The 19,516-nt window shown below is 27.5% G+C and carries 17 protein-coding genes; 10 read left to right on the top strand and 7 right to left on the bottom strand.

Going from position 1 to position 19,516, the window contains the following annotated elements; genetic code table 11:
* The first annotated feature begins 207 nt into the window (after window positions 1–207).
* Window positions 208–3,096 carry a T9SS type A sorting domain-containing protein gene (locus I1A51_RS09245; protein WP_196893247.1) on the top strand — a complete coding sequence of 963 codons (2,889 nt, stop codon included), beginning with the start codon at window positions 208–210 and terminating at the stop codon, window positions 3,094–3,096.
* A 33-nt stretch (window positions 3,097–3,129) separates the two neighbouring features.
* Here the strand turns inward: I1A51_RS09245 and I1A51_RS09240 are convergent, their stop codons facing one another.
* Window positions 3,130–3,810, bottom strand: coding sequence for a PepSY domain-containing protein (locus tag I1A51_RS09240; protein ID WP_196893931.1), 681 nt, complete (start codon window positions 3,808–3,810; stop codon window positions 3,130–3,132).
* Window positions 3,811–3,949: 139 nt separating this feature from the next.
* Between I1A51_RS09240 and I1A51_RS09235 the strand changes: the two genes are divergently transcribed.
* The 3 genes from I1A51_RS09235 to I1A51_RS09225 are packed head-to-tail and all read left to right on the top strand — an operon-like array spanning window position 3,950 to window position 5,827.
* The gene (locus I1A51_RS09235; RefSeq protein WP_196893245.1) at window positions 3,950–4,402 is read left to right on the top strand and encodes a DinB family protein; all 453 of its coding nucleotides are present in this window, start codon (window positions 3,950–3,952) and stop codon (window positions 4,400–4,402) included.
* A complete protein-coding gene (locus I1A51_RS09230) occupies window positions 4,395–5,033 on the top strand; it encodes a SanA/YdcF family protein (RefSeq protein ID WP_196893243.1) in 639 nt (212 codons plus the stop codon). Before I1A51_RS09235 ends, I1A51_RS09230 begins: the two co-directional genes overlap by 8 nt.
* 53 nt (window positions 5,034–5,086) lie before the next feature.
* A complete protein-coding gene (locus I1A51_RS09225) occupies window positions 5,087–5,827 on the top strand; it encodes a CDP-alcohol phosphatidyltransferase family protein (RefSeq protein WP_196893241.1) in 741 nt (246 codons plus the stop codon).
* A 293-nt stretch (window positions 5,828–6,120) separates the two neighbouring features.
* On the opposite strand, the gene I1A51_RS09220 is transcribed toward I1A51_RS09225, so the two are convergent.
* Window positions 6,121–6,693, bottom strand: a complete 573-nt coding sequence (locus I1A51_RS09220) for a Smr/MutS family protein (protein ID WP_196893239.1) — start codon at window positions 6,691–6,693, stop codon at window positions 6,121–6,123.
* A gap of 88 nt (window positions 6,694–6,781) precedes the next feature.
* Here I1A51_RS09220 and I1A51_RS09215 point away from each other — a divergent pair, with 88 nt between their 5' ends.
* Complete coding sequence (locus I1A51_RS09215) at window positions 6,782–7,420, top strand: low molecular weight phosphatase family protein (protein ID WP_196893237.1); 639 nt, start codon at window positions 6,782–6,784, stop codon at window positions 7,418–7,420.
* Window positions 7,421–7,504: 84 nt separating this feature from the next.
* Here the strand turns inward: I1A51_RS09215 and I1A51_RS09210 are convergent, their stop codons facing one another.
* Both I1A51_RS09210 and I1A51_RS09205 read right to left on the bottom strand, forming a co-directional pair.
* Window positions 7,505–8,953 carry a glyceraldehyde-3-phosphate dehydrogenase gene (locus I1A51_RS09210; protein ID WP_196893236.1) on the bottom strand — a complete coding sequence of 483 codons (1,449 nt, stop codon included), beginning with the start codon at window positions 8,951–8,953 and terminating at the stop codon, window positions 7,505–7,507.
* A gap of 118 nt (window positions 8,954–9,071) precedes the next feature.
* Window positions 9,072–10,496 carry a Do family serine endopeptidase gene (locus tag I1A51_RS09205; protein ID WP_196893234.1) on the bottom strand — a complete coding sequence of 475 codons (1,425 nt, stop codon included), beginning with the start codon at window positions 10,494–10,496 and terminating at the stop codon, window positions 9,072–9,074.
* A 323-nt stretch (window positions 10,497–10,819) separates the two neighbouring features.
* On the opposite strand from I1A51_RS09205, the gene dapF reads away from it, so the two are divergent.
* From dapF to I1A51_RS09185, 4 genes are all read left to right on the top strand, one after another.
* A complete protein-coding gene (dapF, locus tag I1A51_RS09200) occupies window positions 10,820–11,605 on the top strand; it encodes a diaminopimelate epimerase (protein WP_196893232.1) in 786 nt (261 codons plus the stop codon).
* A 1-nt stretch (window position 11,606) separates the two neighbouring features.
* Window positions 11,607–12,140, top strand: a complete 534-nt coding sequence (locus I1A51_RS09195; protein WP_196893230.1) for a GNAT family N-acetyltransferase — start codon at window positions 11,607–11,609, stop codon at window positions 12,138–12,140.
* Window positions 12,134–13,162, top strand: a complete 1,029-nt coding sequence (gene mltG, locus I1A51_RS09190) for an endolytic transglycosylase MltG (protein WP_196893228.1) — start codon at window positions 12,134–12,136, stop codon at window positions 13,160–13,162. Before I1A51_RS09195 ends, mltG begins: the two co-directional genes overlap by 7 nt.
* 289 nt (window positions 13,163–13,451) lie before the next feature.
* Complete coding sequence (locus tag I1A51_RS09185) at window positions 13,452–14,087, top strand: lysozyme family protein (protein ID WP_196893226.1); 636 nt, start codon at window positions 13,452–13,454, stop codon at window positions 14,085–14,087.
* Between the two features lie 64 nt (window positions 14,088–14,151).
* Here I1A51_RS09185 and I1A51_RS09180 read toward each other — a convergent pair whose 3' ends face one another.
* Together I1A51_RS09180 and I1A51_RS09175 are read right to left on the bottom strand one after the other, a co-directional pair.
* Window positions 14,152–15,192 carry a TlpA family protein disulfide reductase gene (locus I1A51_RS09180; RefSeq protein ID WP_196893225.1) on the bottom strand — a complete coding sequence of 347 codons (1,041 nt, stop codon included), beginning with the start codon at window positions 15,190–15,192 and terminating at the stop codon, window positions 14,152–14,154.
* Window positions 15,193–15,270: 78 nt separating this feature from the next.
* Complete coding sequence (locus tag I1A51_RS09175) at window positions 15,271–16,275, bottom strand: TlpA family protein disulfide reductase (RefSeq protein ID WP_196893224.1); 1,005 nt, start codon at window positions 16,273–16,275, stop codon at window positions 15,271–15,273.
* A 332-nt stretch (window positions 16,276–16,607) separates the two neighbouring features.
* On the opposite strand from I1A51_RS09175, the gene hutH reads away from it, so the two are divergent.
* Entirely contained in the window at window positions 16,608–18,119 is a 1,512-nt protein-coding gene (hutH, locus tag I1A51_RS09170; protein ID WP_196893223.1) for a histidine ammonia-lyase, read from the top strand.
* A 58-nt stretch (window positions 18,120–18,177) separates the two neighbouring features.
* Here hutH and I1A51_RS09165 read toward each other — a convergent pair whose 3' ends face one another.
* Window positions 18,178–19,497 (bottom strand): sensor histidine kinase, encoded by a 1,320-nt coding sequence (locus I1A51_RS09165; protein ID WP_196893222.1) that lies wholly within the window; start codon window positions 19,495–19,497, stop codon window positions 18,178–18,180.
* Between the last annotated feature and the right edge of the window lie 19 nt (window positions 19,498–19,516).

The following is a 19,516-nucleotide window of genomic DNA, read 5'->3' as shown; positions in this document are numbered from 1 at the left end:
TAGTGTGAAAAAGTAAAATGAATTTTGTGATGTAATGAAAATCGCCCCTGATTGATATTGCTCTAAAAAATTATTTTACGAATTGTTTAAAAAGCATTGTACTTCATGTATGATGCTTTTTTAATTTAAGCGACTTTCATAAAAAAAGCATTTTTATCATTTTAACATATATTTTATACTTTTACAGAAATTTTAAAATTAAAAAGTATGAAAATTGTCAATTTAATATTATTACTCTCTTTTTTCATTTTTTCGATAAAATCGCATTCTCAAGAATTGGATGCTACATTTATTGAATTAAATAAAGGAGGTGGTATTTACCCCAAAAATATCATCAAGACAAATTCTGGTTTTTATTTTACTGGTTTAAATTCTTCAAATATAAATCATATAGAAGATACCTATCGAGAACTTTGGTTTTCTGACGGAACAAAAGAAGGAACTTATCTTGTAAAAGATATTATTTCTGGAAATGAAGGTGCAAATCCGAAAGAATTAACTTTATTAAATAATACTTTATTTTTTGTTGGAAAAAGCGAAAACACGGATTTTTCTTTATATAAAACAGATGGAACAGCCGATGGAACTACAATTATAACAGATTCTTTTTCTAATGAATTTACAGATGAAAATAAAGATTTAATTGTATATAATAATCAAATTTATTTCTCTCATAATAATGAAATTTGGACAACAGATGGAAGTTTTTCCAATGCACATAAAGTTTTAGAACAAGAAAGTTTTTACAAATTTATTTTTAATGATGAATTGTATTTTTTTGGTAAAAGTTCTATTGTATCTGGTTTCGGACTTTGGAAAACAAATGGAACTATGGAAGGAACTGTTTCTGTTTATTATTGGGACAGCAATGTAAATAAAGATGATTTCAATATTATTATTAATGAAAATGATTTTTACTTTTTAAGTTTAAATCCAAATTCTGGAGATGTACTTTGGAAAAGCGATGGAACAACACAGGGAACTATGTTGGTAAAAAACATCACAGAAAATGAAACTTCTTTATCTCATCTAAACGGTACTAATTTAAATGGAGAAATATTATTCCTCTCTCCTGCTTCTAATGTTTCTGAAATTGGTTTTGATTTATGGAAAACTAATGGAACGGAAGAAGGAACAATTCTATTAAAATCGTTTCCACAAAGTGATTTTACAAATAGAAATATTGCGCTGAAAACTTTTAATAATGAGGTTTATTTTTATGCAAATGATGGAATTTATGGAAATGAAATTTGGAAATCAGATGGAACTATGGAAGGAACAGTTTTAGTCAAAGATCATTTTTCAGATGAAAATCAAGATATTTTTATTAGTGATTTTTATGTTGATGAACTTAACAATCAGCTTTTTTTCTTTGGAAACACATCAAATCCAGAGGATTTCAAAACACTTTGGACAACAGATGGAACAGAAGAAGGAACACATGAATTTTCAAATAAATTGAAAATTAAAACTACTTCTATTTTCTTTACATTTAACGGAAAAACTGTATTTTCAGCTTATTCAGATTTGAATGGTTATGAACTTTGGGAATTACATGAAAATCCAGAAGAAATTTCTGTTTTATTTGAATCGAAAGTGAATGCGGATAGTGAACCAAATTTTCAATTTGATTTAGAAGATAAAATTTACTTTACAGCAAATCAAAAACCAAATGAAAAAAAGTTATTTTATTTTGATGCTTCTGAAAATAAAATCGAAGAAACAGAACTACAAATTGGAAATAAAAATGTAAAATTAAATGATGATTATTTTTCGTTAGTTAATCATGAAATTTACGGACGTGAAATTTGGAAAACAAATTTTGAAAATAATTCTTCGTCTTTATTAAAAGATATTTATTCTGGAACTGCTTCTAGTGTAACTTCAGATAATGAATTGATTGTTTGGAATGGAAACTTATATTTTAGTGCAGATGATGGAATTTCAGGTTTTCAATTATGGAAATCGGACGGAACAGAAACGGGAACGCAAATTCTGAAAATTACAAATCCAAATGGCGGAAGTTATCCAAAGAATTTTACAATTTTCAACAATGAATTATATTTTACTTCCAACAATCAAAATGCTGTAAAAAGTTTATGGAAAACGAATGGTACAGAAACGGGAACTGTAGAAGTTTTAGCAGACAAATCTTATCATGGAATTACAAAATTGAATAATAAACTTTTATTATTTGAATCTTCTGAAAATGATTTTAATTTAGAAAATGTAGCTTTTTGGGATGGAACAACAAAAACAATTTTACAGACATTTAACTTTGATTATTCGGGATTAAAAATTAAATATATCGAATCAAAAAATGAAGTTTATTTTTCTTTTTTAAATCAAGAAAACTGGAGAAATTATCTTTATAAAACGGATGGAACAATTCAAGGAACAAATTTGGTTTTTGAATCTGAAACTACAATGGATTACATGATTATAGAAGATATTTTTGAATGTGGAGAACATATTTATTTCACTGTTGGAGAGCACATAAATTCTATTTTTAAAATTTGGAGAATTAATAATTCTGGCGTTTTTAAAATTGATGAAGAAAATCAAAGTTATTCAAGTATAAGAGAAATAAATTGTATGGAAAATCATCTTGTCTATTTAAAAGGAACGCAAACAAACGATATTTACTTTTTAGAAGACGGAGAAAATATTCCTATTAGTAATACAATTAATGTCTTAAATAATGAGGAAAATATTGTTATTAAACGATTAGGAAAAACAAAATACAATTTGTTTTTTGCAGCAGAAACAACTAAAAATGGTGAAGAATTATATGTGACAAAACCAGATTTTTTACCTTTAGAAAATGAAGAATTTTCAGAAATAAAAAACGATTCTAATTTTATCAATATTTTTCCTAACCCAACAAGTTTCACAATACAAATTTCAAGTAAAAATCAGAAAATTTCTAGCTTTGAGATATACGATTTAAAAGGAAATTTATTAGAGACTAAAACATTTGAAATTCCTATTTCAGAAGTAAATTATAATATAGAAAAATATGAAGAAGGAATTTATATTTTAAAAGTGAAACTCAATAATGGTAAAATAATTCCTTCGAAAATCTTTATAAATTAAAATCGAAAAGCATCTTAAATTTAAGATGCTTTTTTATCTTCTTTTCTTTCGAAATCTTCTTATTGTTGGAGAAGAAATAAACCAAAGCCAAAATCCGCTAATTACTGTAAACAATCCAAAAAGAGAGAAAATTCGTAGAGTTAAAGTATTGAAATCATCTCTTCCTTCAAAATCCATCGTATGTGTCATCCAAAGAAAATCGAAAATTCGCCAATCATTGTGTCGAACGCCTAAAAATTTTCCGTTTAACTTAGAAACATAAGCAACAACATTTTCTTTCCCTTTGTAAGAAATTGCATAAACAGGCAATTTTCTACTACGAAATTCATGATGTTTTCCAACTTCATTTAATTCATTTATTTCTTTAAATTCTAAAGATTCTACAACGCTATTATTTGCAATTTTTATCGCTTCTTCTTTAGAAATTTCAGGTTTTAAATTTCCATTTTTTGCATGAAATAATTGCTTATTATTAATCCAAAAAAAAGGCGTTTTATCAATTTCAATTAACTCGATTGTTTTTACACCATTTTCGATAGATAATTCATTTAAAGAAATTAAATTCGTAAAAGCTGTTTTTTCAACGTTAGCTTTTTTAAAATGATCTCCATGAATTTCATCAATATCTGTCCAACTAAAATACAATCCGCTAATTGTCCAAAATAAAAATTGGATTCCAAGAAAAATTCCTAAATAACGATGTGATTTTCGAATTAATTTTGTTTTTTAAAGTTTCATTTGTTGATTTATTTGAGGAAAAAATTCTTTTCAAAAATGGCTCCAAAAAGAAGTTCTTTTGAAAACTATTGTGTTAAAGTTCTAAAGGAAATCTTATTTTTGCAAAAAACAACATATGAAAAAATCTATAGAAAAATTTGAAAGTTTAGTACAAGATGGAATTCTTTATTTAGAAACAATTTCTGAGGAAAATTTATCTAAAAAAATAGTTCCAGAAAAATGGTCAAAAAAAGAAATTTTAGGTCATTTAGTAGATTCTGCAATTAATAATTTACAACGATTTACAGAAATTCAGTTTTCAGAAAAACCTTTTAAAATTAAGCCTTATAAGCAAAATGAATTGGTGAAAGTGAATTTTTACCATGAAGCAAAAACAGAAGAATTAATAAATCTTTGGAAGGCATTAAATTTGCAAATTATTTTCCTGATGAAGCTACAAACTGAAGAAACTTTAAGTTTTATAATTGAGTTTCCATCTGGAGAAAAAAATAATTTAGAATTTTTAATGACAGATTATATTGCACATTTAGAACATCATTTACAACAAATCAAAAATCAAAATGACTAGAAAAAAGAAAATTTTAATAACTGGATTTCTTTTCACTTTTATGGGAATTTTAAGTGTTTTAGGAAGTCATTATTATGTGAAAAAATCTACAAAAAATCAGATTTTCACAAATGTAAATCAAATTCCGAAAAACAAAGTTGGTTTATTACTTGGAACAGGAAAGCATACATCTAGAGGACATCTAAATTTATTTTATAAATATCGAATTCAAGCAACAGAAAAACTTTATAAAGCAGGAAAAATCGAGTATGTTTTAATCAGTGGAGATAATAGTCGAAAAGATTATGATGAACCTTCGATGATGAAAGAAGATTTAATTGAACTTGGGATTCCTGAAAATCGAATTATTTTAGATTATGCTGGATTTAGAACTTTAGATTCTGTGATTCGAGCAAATAAAATTTTTGGCCAAGATTCTTTTACAGTTATTTCGCAAAATTTTCATAATGAACGAGCAATTTGTATCGCAAATAATAAAAATTTAGATGTTGTTGGTTTTAATGCGAAAAGTGTTTCTTTTAATTATAGTAAAAAAACATTGGTTCGAGAATATTTAGCTAGAACAAAAATGATTTTGGATTTGGCAATCAACAAACAACCAAAATTCTTGGGAGAACCTATTAAAATTTAAGAGTCTTCCACTACTTTTTTATTAATTTTACCAAAACTAAATTTTAAATTAAATTGAAAAAACATATCCCAAATTTAATAACGTTACTAAACTTATTATCCGGAGTTATCGCTGTATTATTTGCAAGTGTAAATCAGTTAGAATATGCAGCTTATTTTGTTTGTCTTGGAATTTTCTTTGATTTCTTTGATGGATTTTTTGCAAGAATTTTAAATGTGTCAGGAGAATTAGGAAAGCAATTAGATTCTTTAGCAGACATGGTAACAAGTGGAGTCGTTCCAGGAATTGTCATGTTTCAATTATTAAGAATGTCAATTGGAGATTCAAATCCACTTTGGTTCACAGATTTTAGTCAAATGTCTTATTTACCTTTTTTTGGTTTATTAATCGTTTTAGCTTCTTGTTATCGTTTGGCGAATTTTAATATTGATTCAAGACAAACTTCCTCTTTTATTGGAATTCCAACTCCAGCAAATACACTTTTAGTTATTTCACTTCCTTTGATTTTAAATTATAGTTCAAGCACATTTTTTGTGGATTTAATTCATAACAAATATGTATTGATTTTCATCACAATTCTAGGAAGCTATTTAATGAATGCCAAATTACCGTTATTTTCTTTAAAATTTAAAAGTTTTGCCTGGAAAGAAAATATTATAAAATATTTATTTTTAATTATTACAATCACATTAATAATCACATTGCAAGTAGTTGCAATTCCGCTAGTTATCTTAGTTTACGTATTACTTTCAATCATTGAAAACATCAGTAAAAAAGGCAAAAAAACGGCTTAGCTAATTTTGGTTAGAAAAAAATATAACTGAAATTGGGTATTGTGGAGAATTCAATTATGTCTTAATATTGCAGTGTTGAAGTTATTTATTCATTACAACAATGTATGTATTTTAATAATTAAAAATTAAAAAAAAGTTTTCGAAAAATTGCATGAAAAAAGAAAGTTAGTTTTTTATTGAGAAAAGAAACGAATAGTTTACCGTGATTGTTTTTTAATTATTGAAAAAGAAAAAGAGTATTTTGCTATGATACTCTTTTTTGCTTTTATATAGGTTTGTATTTTCTTTTTAAATTAATTAAAATTACTTTGATATAAATACACTTCTGTTGCACCTAAACCATATTTTTGATAAGAAGCGTCTTTCACATCAACATGGTATCTTCCAAATAAATATTTTAATTCTTCTTTTAAAACTCCTTCCCCAATTCCATGAATAAAAACAATTGTTGAAATCTTTTTATCAATTGCAAATTCAATTTTTTCTCTAGCAGTTTCTAATTGAATCGAAAGAATTTCAAAATTTGAAAGCCCTTTATGTTTTTTAATCAGTTTTTCAATATGTAAATCTACTTCCATCACATGTTTTGGAGCACGATCTTTATTTGGAAGTTTTAATTTATTCTTGCTCAATTCTTTTTTATTTACATAATCATCGGATTTTTGGGCAAGATGTTTATTTTTTATGTCACGATATTTCGCTAATTCTTTTTGATCTTCCTTAATTTTCACAAGGTCATTTATATTATAAACAATCTCAAAATCATCTTCAGTAACAATCGTTACTTTCTCACCTTTTACTTGTTTTACAACACCTCTAAAAGCATCTTCAATAACTGCAACTATATCTCCTTTAACAAGTTTCACAACTCTTAACTTTTTAATAATTATTAGACAATATCTAAAAAACAATAAATTAGTTTTTTTACGCAAAAATACATTCTCAATAAGATATATGAAAGTTAATACAGAAAACTTCTTTAGAATTTCTCAAAATGATATAGAAATAACAAATGATAGAAAGGAAACTTTGAATGATATTGCAAAAGCAGTTTTAGATGAGTATTTACGAAATGAAAGAGTGAATTTGAATTTTATTTGTTCTCATAATTCACGTCGAAGTCAGTTTGCACAAATTTGGGGCAATTATGCAATTAATTTTTTTTCCATTCCAAATATGGAATGTTTTTCAGGAGGAACTGTAGTTACAGCTTTACATAGAAATACGGTTAAAACTTTAAAAGAAGTTGGATTTCGATTTGATGTTAAAACTTTTAATCATCAAAATCCAGAATATTTAATTTCATATCAAGATTGTAAAAAACCAATTCTTGCTTATTCAAAACTTATTGAAGATCAAAATAACAAATCACCTTATATCGCAATTACAACTTGTAATTCTATAGAAAAAAATTGTCCACTTTTCACGGATTGTTTGGCATATTTTCAATTACCATATACAGATCCAAAAAATTATGATTACACCGCTTTAAAAAATGAAAAGTACAATGAATTAAACATGAATATAGCTTCTGAGATGGCTTTTCTTTTTGGATATATAGCTTCTAAAATTAAAAGTTATCAATTACTATAGATTTTTAAAAATTCTATCTTATTTTAAATAAAAAAACCTCAAAGTTTAATTACTTCGAGGTTTTTAATTATAATTTGATTTCTATTAATAGAAATTATATCTTCTTACTTTCGCAATGTGTTTTGCTAAACGCATTACTTGGTGGCTATATCCATACTCATTATCATACCAAACATAAAGTACAGCATCTCTACCCTCATCAGTAACAATTGTAGCTTTACTGTCAAAGATTGATGGAGCATTTGTTCCAACAATATCAGATGATACTAACTCATTACTCATTTCATATTTGATTTGCTCAACTAATGGTCCTTCTAAAGCAGCTTTCTTCATTATAGAGTTCATTTCTTCAACAGAAGTTTCTCTGTTTAAACGTAATTTTAAGATTGCTAAAGATCCGTTTGGAACAGGAACACGAATTGCGCTTGAACTTAATTTTCCTTCTAAAGATGGTAATGCTTTAGAAACAGCTTTTCCAGCTCCAGTCTCAGTAATAACCATGTTTAATGCAGCAGCTCTACCTCTACGGTATTTTTTGTGCATGTTATCTACTAAGTTTTGGTCATTTGTATAAGCGTGAATTGTTTCTAAGTGTCCGCTTTCTAATCCGAAGTTATCTTCAATAACTTTTAAGATTGGTGTAATTGCATTTGTAGTACAAGAAGCTGCTGAGAAAATATCAACTTCTTCTGGGTTGTGCTCTAAATGGTTAACTCCATGAACGATATTTGGAATTCCTTTTCCTGGTGCAGTTAATAAAACTTTATCAACTCCTTTAGATTGTAAATGTCTGCTTAATGCTTCTTTATCTCTAAATGCTCCTGTATTATCCATTACTAAAGCATTAGAAATTCCATATTGTGTATAGTCAATTTCTTCTGGTGCGTTTGCAGAAATCACATGAACAGTTGTTCCATTGATGATTAATGCTTGCTTTTCGATGTCAGCTGTAACAGTTCCAGGGAAATGTCCGTGAACTGAATCATTTCTTAATAAAGATGCTCTTTTTTCTAAAACAGTTTGATCAACTTTTCCTCTAGTAACGATAGCTCTTAAACGTAATTGTCCTCCTCTACCAGTTCTAGTCATTAACTCACGAGCTAATAAACGTCCGATTCTACCAAATCCGTATAATACAACATCTTTTGGCTCAATTTCGTCAGTTGATTTTGCATCTTTTAATACATTTGAGATAAATTCGATAACACTTGTATTATCGTTTCCATCTAAATGATATTCGTAAACTAATTTTCCGATATCTAATTTTGATGGTGGTAAATCTAATTGGCTAATTGCTTTTGCTACCTCAACCGTATCGAAAATAGAAATTGGTTTTTCAACGAAATCACTAGCATATTCTACTAAGTTTAAGATTTCACTTACATTTCTATCGATTAATTGATTTCTAAAAAGTACTAACTCAATTGTTTTATCATACCAAAGATCACTGATAATTTTGATAAGCTCTACAGTCGCTCTTCTTCTATCTGCTTGGAATGATAATTCCTTTTCGTATATCTCGTTATTTGACATTGCTGTTGTGTTATTTTTAATAATGCGCCAAAAATAAGATTTCTTCCTATACTAGAAAAATTTATCATAAAAAAAACGCTCCGAAGAGCGTTTTCAAACTATAACTAATAACTATTTTTTACCTCATTGTTAGAGGAACATATTCAATTTTTCCTTTTTTCGTAAATATCTCAAGTACAACATAATCTTTTCCTTGATTGTTTTCTAAAATATTTTCTATTTGGTCAGATGATTGAATTTTTTCTCCATTGATACTTAATAAAATATCTCCTTTTTCAACTCCAAATCGTTTTGTTAAATTTTGATTTTTTACATCTTTAAACTTTAATCCATAGTTCAGTCTAAATTTCACTTTATCTGATTTTGATAAATTTTCAAAACTTCCGATATAGAATCCAGTATAATCATCTGTTCCTTTTCCTTCTTTTCCAAATTTGTTTTTAAGTTTTACAGGAATTGTTACTTCTTCGCCATCTCTTAAAACAGTTACATCTACAACATCTCCAGGACGTTTTGCACTTAACTGCCCACTGAAATCAGCAAATTTTGTAATATCTACATTATTTAATTTGATAATAATATCATTATCCTTAATTCCTGCATCTTTTGCAGCTCCTTTATCAATTACCTCACGAACTAAAATTCCTTGTGCAGTTGACAAATCATATTCTTTTGCTTTTTCTGCATTTAAATCTTCAAAGTAAATTCCTAAATATGCACGTTGTACATCTCCATACTCCATGATATCTTCGATAATTTTCTTTGCAATATTAGAAGGTACAGCAAATGAATACCCAACAAAAGAACCAGTTTTTGAAGTAATCGCTGTGTTAATTCCAACTAATTCTCCACTTGTATTCACTAAAGCTCCTCCACTATTTCCTGGATTTACTGCTGCATCTGTTTGAAGAAAAGATTCCGTACTATTATTTCCATGTAAATCACGTGCTTTTGCACTTACAATTCCTGCCGTTACTGTTGAAGTAAGATTATAAGGATTTCCTACTGCAAGAACCCATTCTCCAACTTGCACAGCATCCGAATCTCCAAAAGTAATATATGGCAAATCTTTCGCATCAATTTTTATTAAAGCAATATCATTTTGTGGATCTGCTCCAATAAATTCTGCTTTATATTGCTTTTTATCATTTAAAGTAATTTCTATTTCAGTTGCATTTTTTACCACATGATTATTCGTGATAATATATCCATCTGCTGAAATAATTACTCCACTTCCTGTTCCAACTTGTTCAAATTGTCTATTTCCTTGTCCTCTTCCATAGAAAAATTCTGCAAAAGGATCTCGAACTGTTTGTGTTGAAGTGTTTTTCACGTGTACAACTGAGTTCACTGTTTCTTCCGCAGCAACTGTAAAATCAGTTTGTTCTGCTGGTACTGCTGAATAGTTTGTTCTAACAATTGGGGCTGCTTCTATCTCTTTTTTATAAATATTTTCGTTTGAGTCAAAAAATAATTTATAAGAGCCTAAAGAAATAAACCCTCCTAATACAGCAACTAGTAATAAGCTAAATACTTTTTTCATAATTTATGTTTTTATTTTTTGAGAGTTTCAAATTTACCTAATTCTGTCGTCATATTTTATTCCAAGAATTGCCGAAAAGTTAACTTTAACTTAGGTTTAACAATTTCTCATTATTCTATAGAAAACGATTCCAGTTGTTTTAATAATCCAAAAATATTTTCTTAAAATTATATTAAATTAACAATTAAAGAATCTTTTTAAAACAAATTCAAAACACAAAAACAAGCATTTTTTCACTTATTTCAGCAAATCTCTTTCTTGTTTATTTTAATTAAAAATTATGCTTGGAATCCTACTATTGAAAGCGTACTTTTGCAATTAGTATGGATTTACACTTTTATAAATATCAAGGAACAGGAAATGATTTTGTCATGATTGACAATCGTTCTGATTTTTTCCCAAAAGAAAATGTCGCTTTAATCAACAAACTTTGTGATCGAAGATTTGGAATTGGTGGTGACGGATTAATCCTTTTAGAAAATTCAGAAAATAGTGATTTTAAAATGGTTTATTTCAATGCAGACGGAAATGAAAGTACGATGTGTGGAAATGGTGGAAGATGTTTGGTTGCTTTTGCTAAAAAGCTAAATATTTTCGACAAGGAAACTACTTTTGATGCAATCGATGGTTTACATTATGCTTCCATTGAAAATGATATTATTTCTCTTCAAATGATTAATGTTTCTTCTATTGAAGTTGAAAATTCACATTGTTTCTTAGATACAGGTTCTCCACATCACGTGGAAATTGTTTCTGATATTGATAATTTCCCAGTATTTTCTAAAGGAAAAGAAATTAGAAATGGTGCTCCATATTTCCAAGAAGGTTCAAATGTAAATTTTGTAGAAAAAACTGGAGACTCTTCTTTTAAAGTTAGAACTTTTGAAAGAGGTGTTGAAGATGAAACTTTAGCTTGTGGAACTGGTGTAACTGCCGTTGCAATTGCAATGCATAAAACAAATCAAGTTGAAAAATCTACAACGGAAATTCATACAAAAGTATTAGGCGGTGATTTAATCGTATCTTTCGATGTAGAAAATGATACTTATAAAAATGTATTTTTAAAAGGTCCTGCCAAATTTGTTTTTGAAGGAAACATAGAAATTTAAAATGAAAAAATTAAAAGGAGAACATATTCATTTAAGAGCTTTGGAAGAAGAAGATATTATTTTCTTGTTTGAAGTTGAAAATGATGAAGATTTCTGGGAAGTAAGTAATACGACAGCTCCTTTTTCAAAATTTATTTTAAAAAACTATTTGGAAAATGCACATTTAGATATTTATACTGCAAAACAATTAAGATTGGTTATTAGTAAAAATAATTCAGAAGAACCAATTGGTTTTGTAGATCTTTTTGACTTTGATCCTTTTCATAAAAGAGCTGGAATTGGCATCATGATTGTTAAGTCAGAACAGAATAAAGGTTTTGCAACAGAAAGTTTACAATTAATTATAGATTATTGTTTTTCTTATTTGCAATTACATCAACTTTATGCGAATATCACTGAAGATAATACACAAAGTATTTCTTTATTTAAAAAGTGTAATTTTCAACAAACAGGAACTAAAAAAGATTGGATTTATTCCATAAATAATAATTTTAAAGACGAATTATTATTTCAATTAATTTCAGAAAAATGTTAAAGAAAGTTATCATTGCAGTTTTTGCAATTCTTATTATAGGTGGTGGAATATTTGGATTTGTAATGTATCAAAAAATTTACAAGTCAAATGTAAAAGACGATTTTGAACTTTTCATCACAGAAAATACTTCTTATGATTCTTTAAAAGAAGAAATCAAACCTCATTTAAATGATATGAGTAGTTTTGTTTTTGTTTCTGAATTAAAAAAATATCCAAGTAAAATTAAAAAAGGACGTTATCTTATTAAAAAAGGTACAAGTTCGAATGATATAATAAACAAACTTCGAAGCGGAAATAAAGACGCTATTAAACTTACTTTTAACAATCAAGATTCTTTAGAAAAATTAGCTGGAAGAATTTCACAACAAATTCAAGCAGATTCTATTTCTCTTGTTCATACGATGAAAGATGTAAAATTTCTTTCTGAAAATAATTTGACTTTAGAAAATGCTTTGGTAATGTATATTCCAAATACGTATTTTATTCACTGGGATATTTCTCCTGAAGGTTTTCGAAATAAAATGCTAAAACAATATGAAAAGTTTTGGTCAAAAGAAAGAATCGAAAAAGCGAATAATTTAAATTTATCTAAAGAAGATATTGTAGTTCTAGCTTCTATCGTTCAACAAGAAACAAAAGTAAATTCTGAAAAACCAAAGGTTGCCGGTCTCTATTTAAATAGATTAAATAATGGTTGGTTATTACAAGCAGATCCAACAGCAGTTTTTGGATTTAAAAAACATCATGGAGAAGATATTATTATCAAAAGAGTTCGTACAAAACATATAGAATTTGATTCTCCTTACAATACTTATATAATTACTGGTTTACCTCCTGGTCCAATTGCAATGCCAGATATTTCTTCAATCAAAGCTGTGCTAAATCATGAAAAACACGACTTTTATTATATGTGTGCAAAACCTGATTTTAGTGGAAAACACAACTTCGCAAAAACAAATGCACAGCATACAAGAAACGCCAATAAATACCACAATTGGCTACGAAAACAAAACATTCGTTAATTTATCACTGATTCTCTGAATCTTAGATAAAAACTACGACAAATACTAAAATTAACATTTTTTTAACATTTTCTTGGAAATCACATTAACATTTTTTTAAGTTACTTTTAGTTAAAATTAAAAATTAGCTTTTCTTTAATTAAATTAAAAATAATTATTTCGTATTTTCATTATATAATTCCTAAAAACAACCTCATATATTTAAACTTATTGTTAATTTCAAAATAAGTCGTACGTTTGCATCGCAATAAAATAAACGACGTGAGAAGTTTAATTTAATGCTAAATTTATGAGAGGAAAAGCACTAAACGTTCTGTTTTTATTGTTTTTTTCAGTGGCGATAGGAAGACCAGCATTTTTTTATACAGAAACTGAACTAGACAATGTAACATCTGAAAAAAAGAAATCGGAATCTAAAATGGTTACGGTTTTGAGTGAAGACGAAGTTGGAAACTTCGTTGAGATTCCATATTTAGGGAAATCATTCATCGGATTCAAAGAAGCAATTGCTTATAAAGAATCTAGAGGAAAATACGATATGGTTAACAAATTGGGATATTTAGGAAAATATCAATTTGGTAAAAGAACTTTGAAACATTTCAAAATTTATGACACTCAAAATTTCTTAAAAGATCCTATTTTACAAGAAAGAGCTTTCGTAGCATTATGTTCTGTAAATAAATGGATTTTAAGAAAGGAAATTCAACAATGGGTTGGTAAAAAAATCAACGGTGTTGAAATAACAGAGTCAGGAATTTTAGCAGCTGCTCATTTAGGAGGAGCAGGAAATGTTAGAAAATATTTAAGAAGTCGAGGAAGCAATAATTTTAAAGATGCATTTGGAACTTCTATATATTTATATATAAAGAAATTCGCAGGTTATGATACTTCAAATATTGAAACAGTCAGAAATCCTGTAATTTAATTTGGTTAATTTTTTGGTTAGTTAAGAAAGCTCAAGACAGTTATGTCCTGAGCTTTTTTTATGCTTATATTTTTTCTAAACCATTGATTAAATCTTTGATTCTTTTTCCACTTGATGGTCTTGGAGCATTTGAATCAACAATATTTCCGCTAGGATCAATTAAGATAAATCTTGGAATTGCATTAATTCCATATTCTTGGATAAATTTAGATTTAAAATCATTATCCGCAAATAACTGAACTCCAGACAATTCTTTATCTTTCACCATGTTCTTCCATTTTTCATGGTTTTGCTTTTTATCTACAGAAATACTAACGAATTCAATATTTTTATTATGAAATTCTTTTTCTAATTCTTTTAAAGCCGGAATTTCTTTTTTACATGGTCCACACCAAGTTGCCCAAACATCAATGTAAACATATTTCCCTTTGAAATCAGCTAAAGAAGTTGTTCCTCCTTTATAATTTTCATAATCAGAAAAAGTTGGTGATGGATTTCCTTTTTTAAATTTCGTTGCATTCAAATGATTTCTTTCATAATTCTTTTGAATATAATCTTCAAACATTTGAATTGATTTCATTTCTTGTGCATACAAAGCAGAATCTAAACCTTGCTGTTTTGCTTTTTCAAGCATATCTTGCATTTTTGCTTTTGTTTCAGCAAAAGTTTTATTGAAAGCATCTTTATCTAATTTGAAAAGTGCTTGTGGCATTGCTTTATCTGACTGCATTAAAGCAATTTTCTCAACAATATAATTGTTTGAAACTGCACCTGGACCTTCAAATTTAGCTCCTGTATTAAAATTATCTTCTGAAGTATTTAAAACTAAATCAACTCCATTTGATAAATAAACTGGCATTTTTTTACGACCTTCAATTAAAGTAAAAAATCCATCTTGATTTACCTTTAAAGTATCATCAAAACTTCCTCCTTCTCCAATATTTATAGTTTTCTCGTATCCTCCTCTTCCTTTAATTGTAAATTTATCAGAAGCTGCATTTTCAATTTTTCCAGTTAAATGAACATAATCATGTTTTTCATCCTTCTTTGAATTACAAGAAGCTAATACAGTTAAAGCTAATCCAGTCAGTAATATTTTTTTCATAAGTATAATTTTGGTGTAAATCTATAAGAATAAAAGACTATTTATTATGAAATTACAAATAGTCTTTCTATTGTTTTTTTATATTTTTAAATCGTTGAATATTTCAATTAATTTCTCGCTTGATGGTCTTGGTGCATCTGGATTTACAATATTTCCTTGAGGATCTAAAAGAATAAATCTTGGAATTGTACTCACAAAATATTGTTGGAAAAATGTTTGATCTGCTGGATTCGCAAATAATTGTACTCCACTTAAATTTTCATCTTTCACCATTGTTTTCCATTTTTCATGATCTCTTTCTGAATCTACAGAAATACTTATAAAAGTAATGTTTTTATCATGATATTTTTTCTCTACTTCTTTTAAAGCAGGAATTTCTTTAATACATGGTCCACACCAAGTTGCCCAAATATCAATATATACAAATTTTCCTTTAAAATCAGCTAAAGATTTAGTTCCTCCACTATAATCTTCATAATCATTAAAAACTGGTGAAGGTGTTCCTTTCGCTAATTTTGTAAGAAGTTCTTGTTTTTGGTTGTAAAATTGATCAATATAATTGTTCATTTGTACTACTTCTCTTTTTTCATCAGAGATAAAAATACTATCTAATCCTGTAGTTTTATCCAATAAACCTCCTAATTCAGAATTGAAATTTTTCTTCATCTCTTCATAATCTTTTTTATTCAAAGACAAGAAAGAATCATCTTCTAAATATTTATTTTGAATTCTAATTTTCTCTGCTAAATAATTATTTGCGTTTGCTCCTTCTCCTTTATATTTAATAGATTCATCAAAATTCTTTGTATCTAAATCCAATTGGATTTCAAATCCATCTTTTAAATATAATGGTGTTGCATCTTTTCCATCAAAAAGTGTATAAACTCCAGTTTTTACATGTAATGTATCTTGAAAACTACCATCTTGTTTTAATGCAATTTTCTTTTCGTATTCAGGACCTTTTATTGTTAAAGTATCGCTGTTCTTATTTACAATCTTCCCTTCAAAAGTCACATAATCTTTTGCTTCTTTATTACAAGCAAAAACAGCAAAAGCTGCGATTAAAACGGTAAGTTTTTTCATGATTTCATCCTTTATATTAAGTTTTACTATTCAAATATAAAATTAATTATAGAAATAAAAATAATTCACTCTAAAAAGCTTTAAGGAATTCAACTGTTATTTATCACTTTTTTAGATATTAAATTCAAAATCAAATCTTAAGATAACTTTTTCATGTACAATTAGTTTACTACAGATTCTTTCTCTGTAGAAATAGTCTTAAATTCAACCTTTGATTACAGTAAATCTTAAATTGAAACAGAAAAATAACATTATTTTAACAATTAGATACCTAGTAAAATATTTGGATATATAATTTTGAATGTAGAATTTTGGGGTTTCAAATTTAGGTTATGGAAGAATTTCATTTAATAAGTTCAAATCAATTAGATTTAGAAACTATCTACGACATTATTTATACAGAAAAGAAACTTGCTCTATCTGAGGATGCTAAAAATAGAATCACAAAGTGTAGAGATTATTTAGACCAAAAAATGGCAAAACAAAAAGAGCCAATTTATGGGATTAATACAGGATTCGGATCTTTATGTAATGTAAAAATTAATGACCAAGAATTAAATCAACTACAAGAAAACATTGTGATGAGTCACGCCTGTGGAACTGGTGAAGAAGTTCCTACAGAAATCGTGAAAATCATGCTTCTTTTAAAAATCCAATCTATCAGTTATGGACATTCTGGTGTTCAACTAGAAACTGTAGAGAGATTAATTGAATTTTACAACAACAATATCATTCCTGTTGTATACACACAAGGTTCTTTAGGTGCTTCTGGTGATTTAGCACCTCTTGCACACCTTTCTTTACCGTTAATCGGGAAAGGAGAAGTAATTTGTGGTGGAAATAGAATGTCTGGTGATGCTTTACTTCAAACAAATAATTGGAGAAAAATCAACTTAAAATCTAAAGAAGGTTTAGCTTTATTAAATGGAACTCAATTTATGAGTGCTTACGGAATTCATTCTCTTTTAAAAGCGTATAAACTTTCTTATTTAGCTGATTTAGTTGGAGCAATTTCTTTAGAAGGTTTCGACGGTATTGCTTCTCCATTTGATCAAGATATTCATTTAATTCGTCCACATAGAGGACAATTAAAAACTGCAAAAAGAATTCGTAAATTCCTAAAAGGAAGTGAATTAATTAAACAACCTAAAGCACATGTTCAAGATCCATATGCTTTCCGTTGTATGCCACAAGTTCATGGAGCAAGTAAAGATACTTTGCATTATGCTAGTAAAACATTTATCACAGAAATAAATTCGGTTACAGATAATCCAAATATTTTTGTTGAAGAAGATAAGATTATCTCTGGTGGAAATTTCCACGGACAACCTTTAGCTTATGCTTTGGATTTCTTAGGGATTGCTTTAGCAGAACTTGGTAATATTTCTGAAAGAAGAACATATCAATTGGTTTCTGGTTTAAGAGGTTTACCTGCTTTCTTGGTTTCTAAACCTGGATTAAACAGTGGATTTATGATTCCTCAATATACAGCTGCAAGTATTGTTAGTCAAAACAAACAGTTGGCTGTTCCTGCTTCTATTGATAGTATTGTTTCAAGTAATGGACAAGAAGATCATGTGAGTATGGGAGCAAATGCTGCTACAAAATTGAAGAAAATTGTAGATAACTTAGAGACTATTTTAGCAATCGAATTATTTAATGCTTCACAAGCTTTAAAATTCAGAGAACCTTTAAAATCTTCTGATTTCTTAGATTCTTTTGTTCAAATGTTCCGCCAAGAAGTTCCTGTTGTTGAAAATGATCGAGTAATGCATAAAGACATACAAAATGCAGTTCGTTTTATTGAACAATTATCTATTGATCCAGAACAACTTTTCTACTAGAATAAAATATATTTTATATAAAAAAGGATTAGAAATTTCTAATCCTCTTTTTATCATATTATTTCATAAAACTCAACACAAATGTTGCGCCTTTTTCTTGCTTTAATAAATGAATATATCCTTGATTAGCTTCCATAATATTTTTTGAAAGTGTCAAACCAATTCCTGCTCCTTTTTCTCTTGTTGTAAAATATGGAACAAAAATTTTATCTCTAATATTCTCCGAAATTCCAATTCCATTATCAGAAATCAACACTTGTAAATTCTGTCTTTTCTTTCTTAATTCAATTCTAATTTCTGGCTTTTCTTCTTGTTCTGTTGCAGAAACTGAGTTTGTAAATAAATTTATTAAAACTTGCTCTATTTGCTTTCTATCAACATGAACCATTATATCCAATTTATCTTCAATTTCTATGGAAAATTTCATTTTCGGATGTGATTTTTCAAATAAATGCACACTTTGTTCTATTAATTCAAGCAATGAAATATATTCTTTTTCTGGATTCGGTAATTCCGTAATCATTCGATAAGAATCAATAAAACTAGATAAATATTCAGATCTTTTTTTAATAATTCGAAGTCCGTATTGCAATTCTTCTTTATTTTCTGGCGTGTCTTCCTCAATTAAATCTCCCAAATTTTCAGCTAAACTATGAATTGGTGTAATTGTATTGATAATTTCATGTGACATTACTTGCATCAATTTATACCAAGATTCTTTTTCCTTTTTATCAATTACTTGTTGTAAAGTTTCGAGAGAAATCACTAAATATTCAAATTCTAATGTCTTTGTAATATTTGTTTTTAAATGAAATGCTTCGGTATTTTCAAGTGAATTAATCGTCACCACTTTTTTACATTCTTCCCATTTATCAATATTTATAGTATCTAAAATCGGTTGAATTTTGGGTTTTAATAAATGCCAATGATAATGTTTTGGAATATTTAAAAATTCTGTAAATGCAGTATTTATTTGAAAAACTTCTATTTTTTCTCCTTTTTTTCTTCTTAAAATCAACATTCCTGTAGTAGAACTTTCTAAAATATTTTGAAAAACTTCTTGTTCTACATCTTGCAATAATAAATTTCGCTTATTTCTATCTAATTGTTTTTGCAGCTTCTTAAAAATTGGTTGCTGTTGTTTCTTTTGAGAAATCGTTGCAGAAAAATCATCAACCAACATACAATCCACGATTTTTTCAATTTCAAAAACATAATTACGGATCCAATTTAAAAACTGAATTCCAGCAAAAACAAGTAAAATTCCAATTGCAACTGAAGAAAAAACATAATCTTTTTGAATAGTAATTAGTAAAATAATACTCATCAAAATGATGATTAATAATTGAATACTTCCTTTTATATAAAATTGTTTCATTTTAATTTTAAACTACTGT

Source organism: Aureivirga marina (assembly GCF_015767265.1).
Lineage (GTDB): Bacteria > Bacteroidota > Bacteroidia > Flavobacteriales > Flavobacteriaceae > Aureivirga > Aureivirga marina.
The sequence above is the reverse complement of the archived record's forward strand: the minus strand, read 5'-3'. Positions and strand labels throughout refer to the sequence as shown.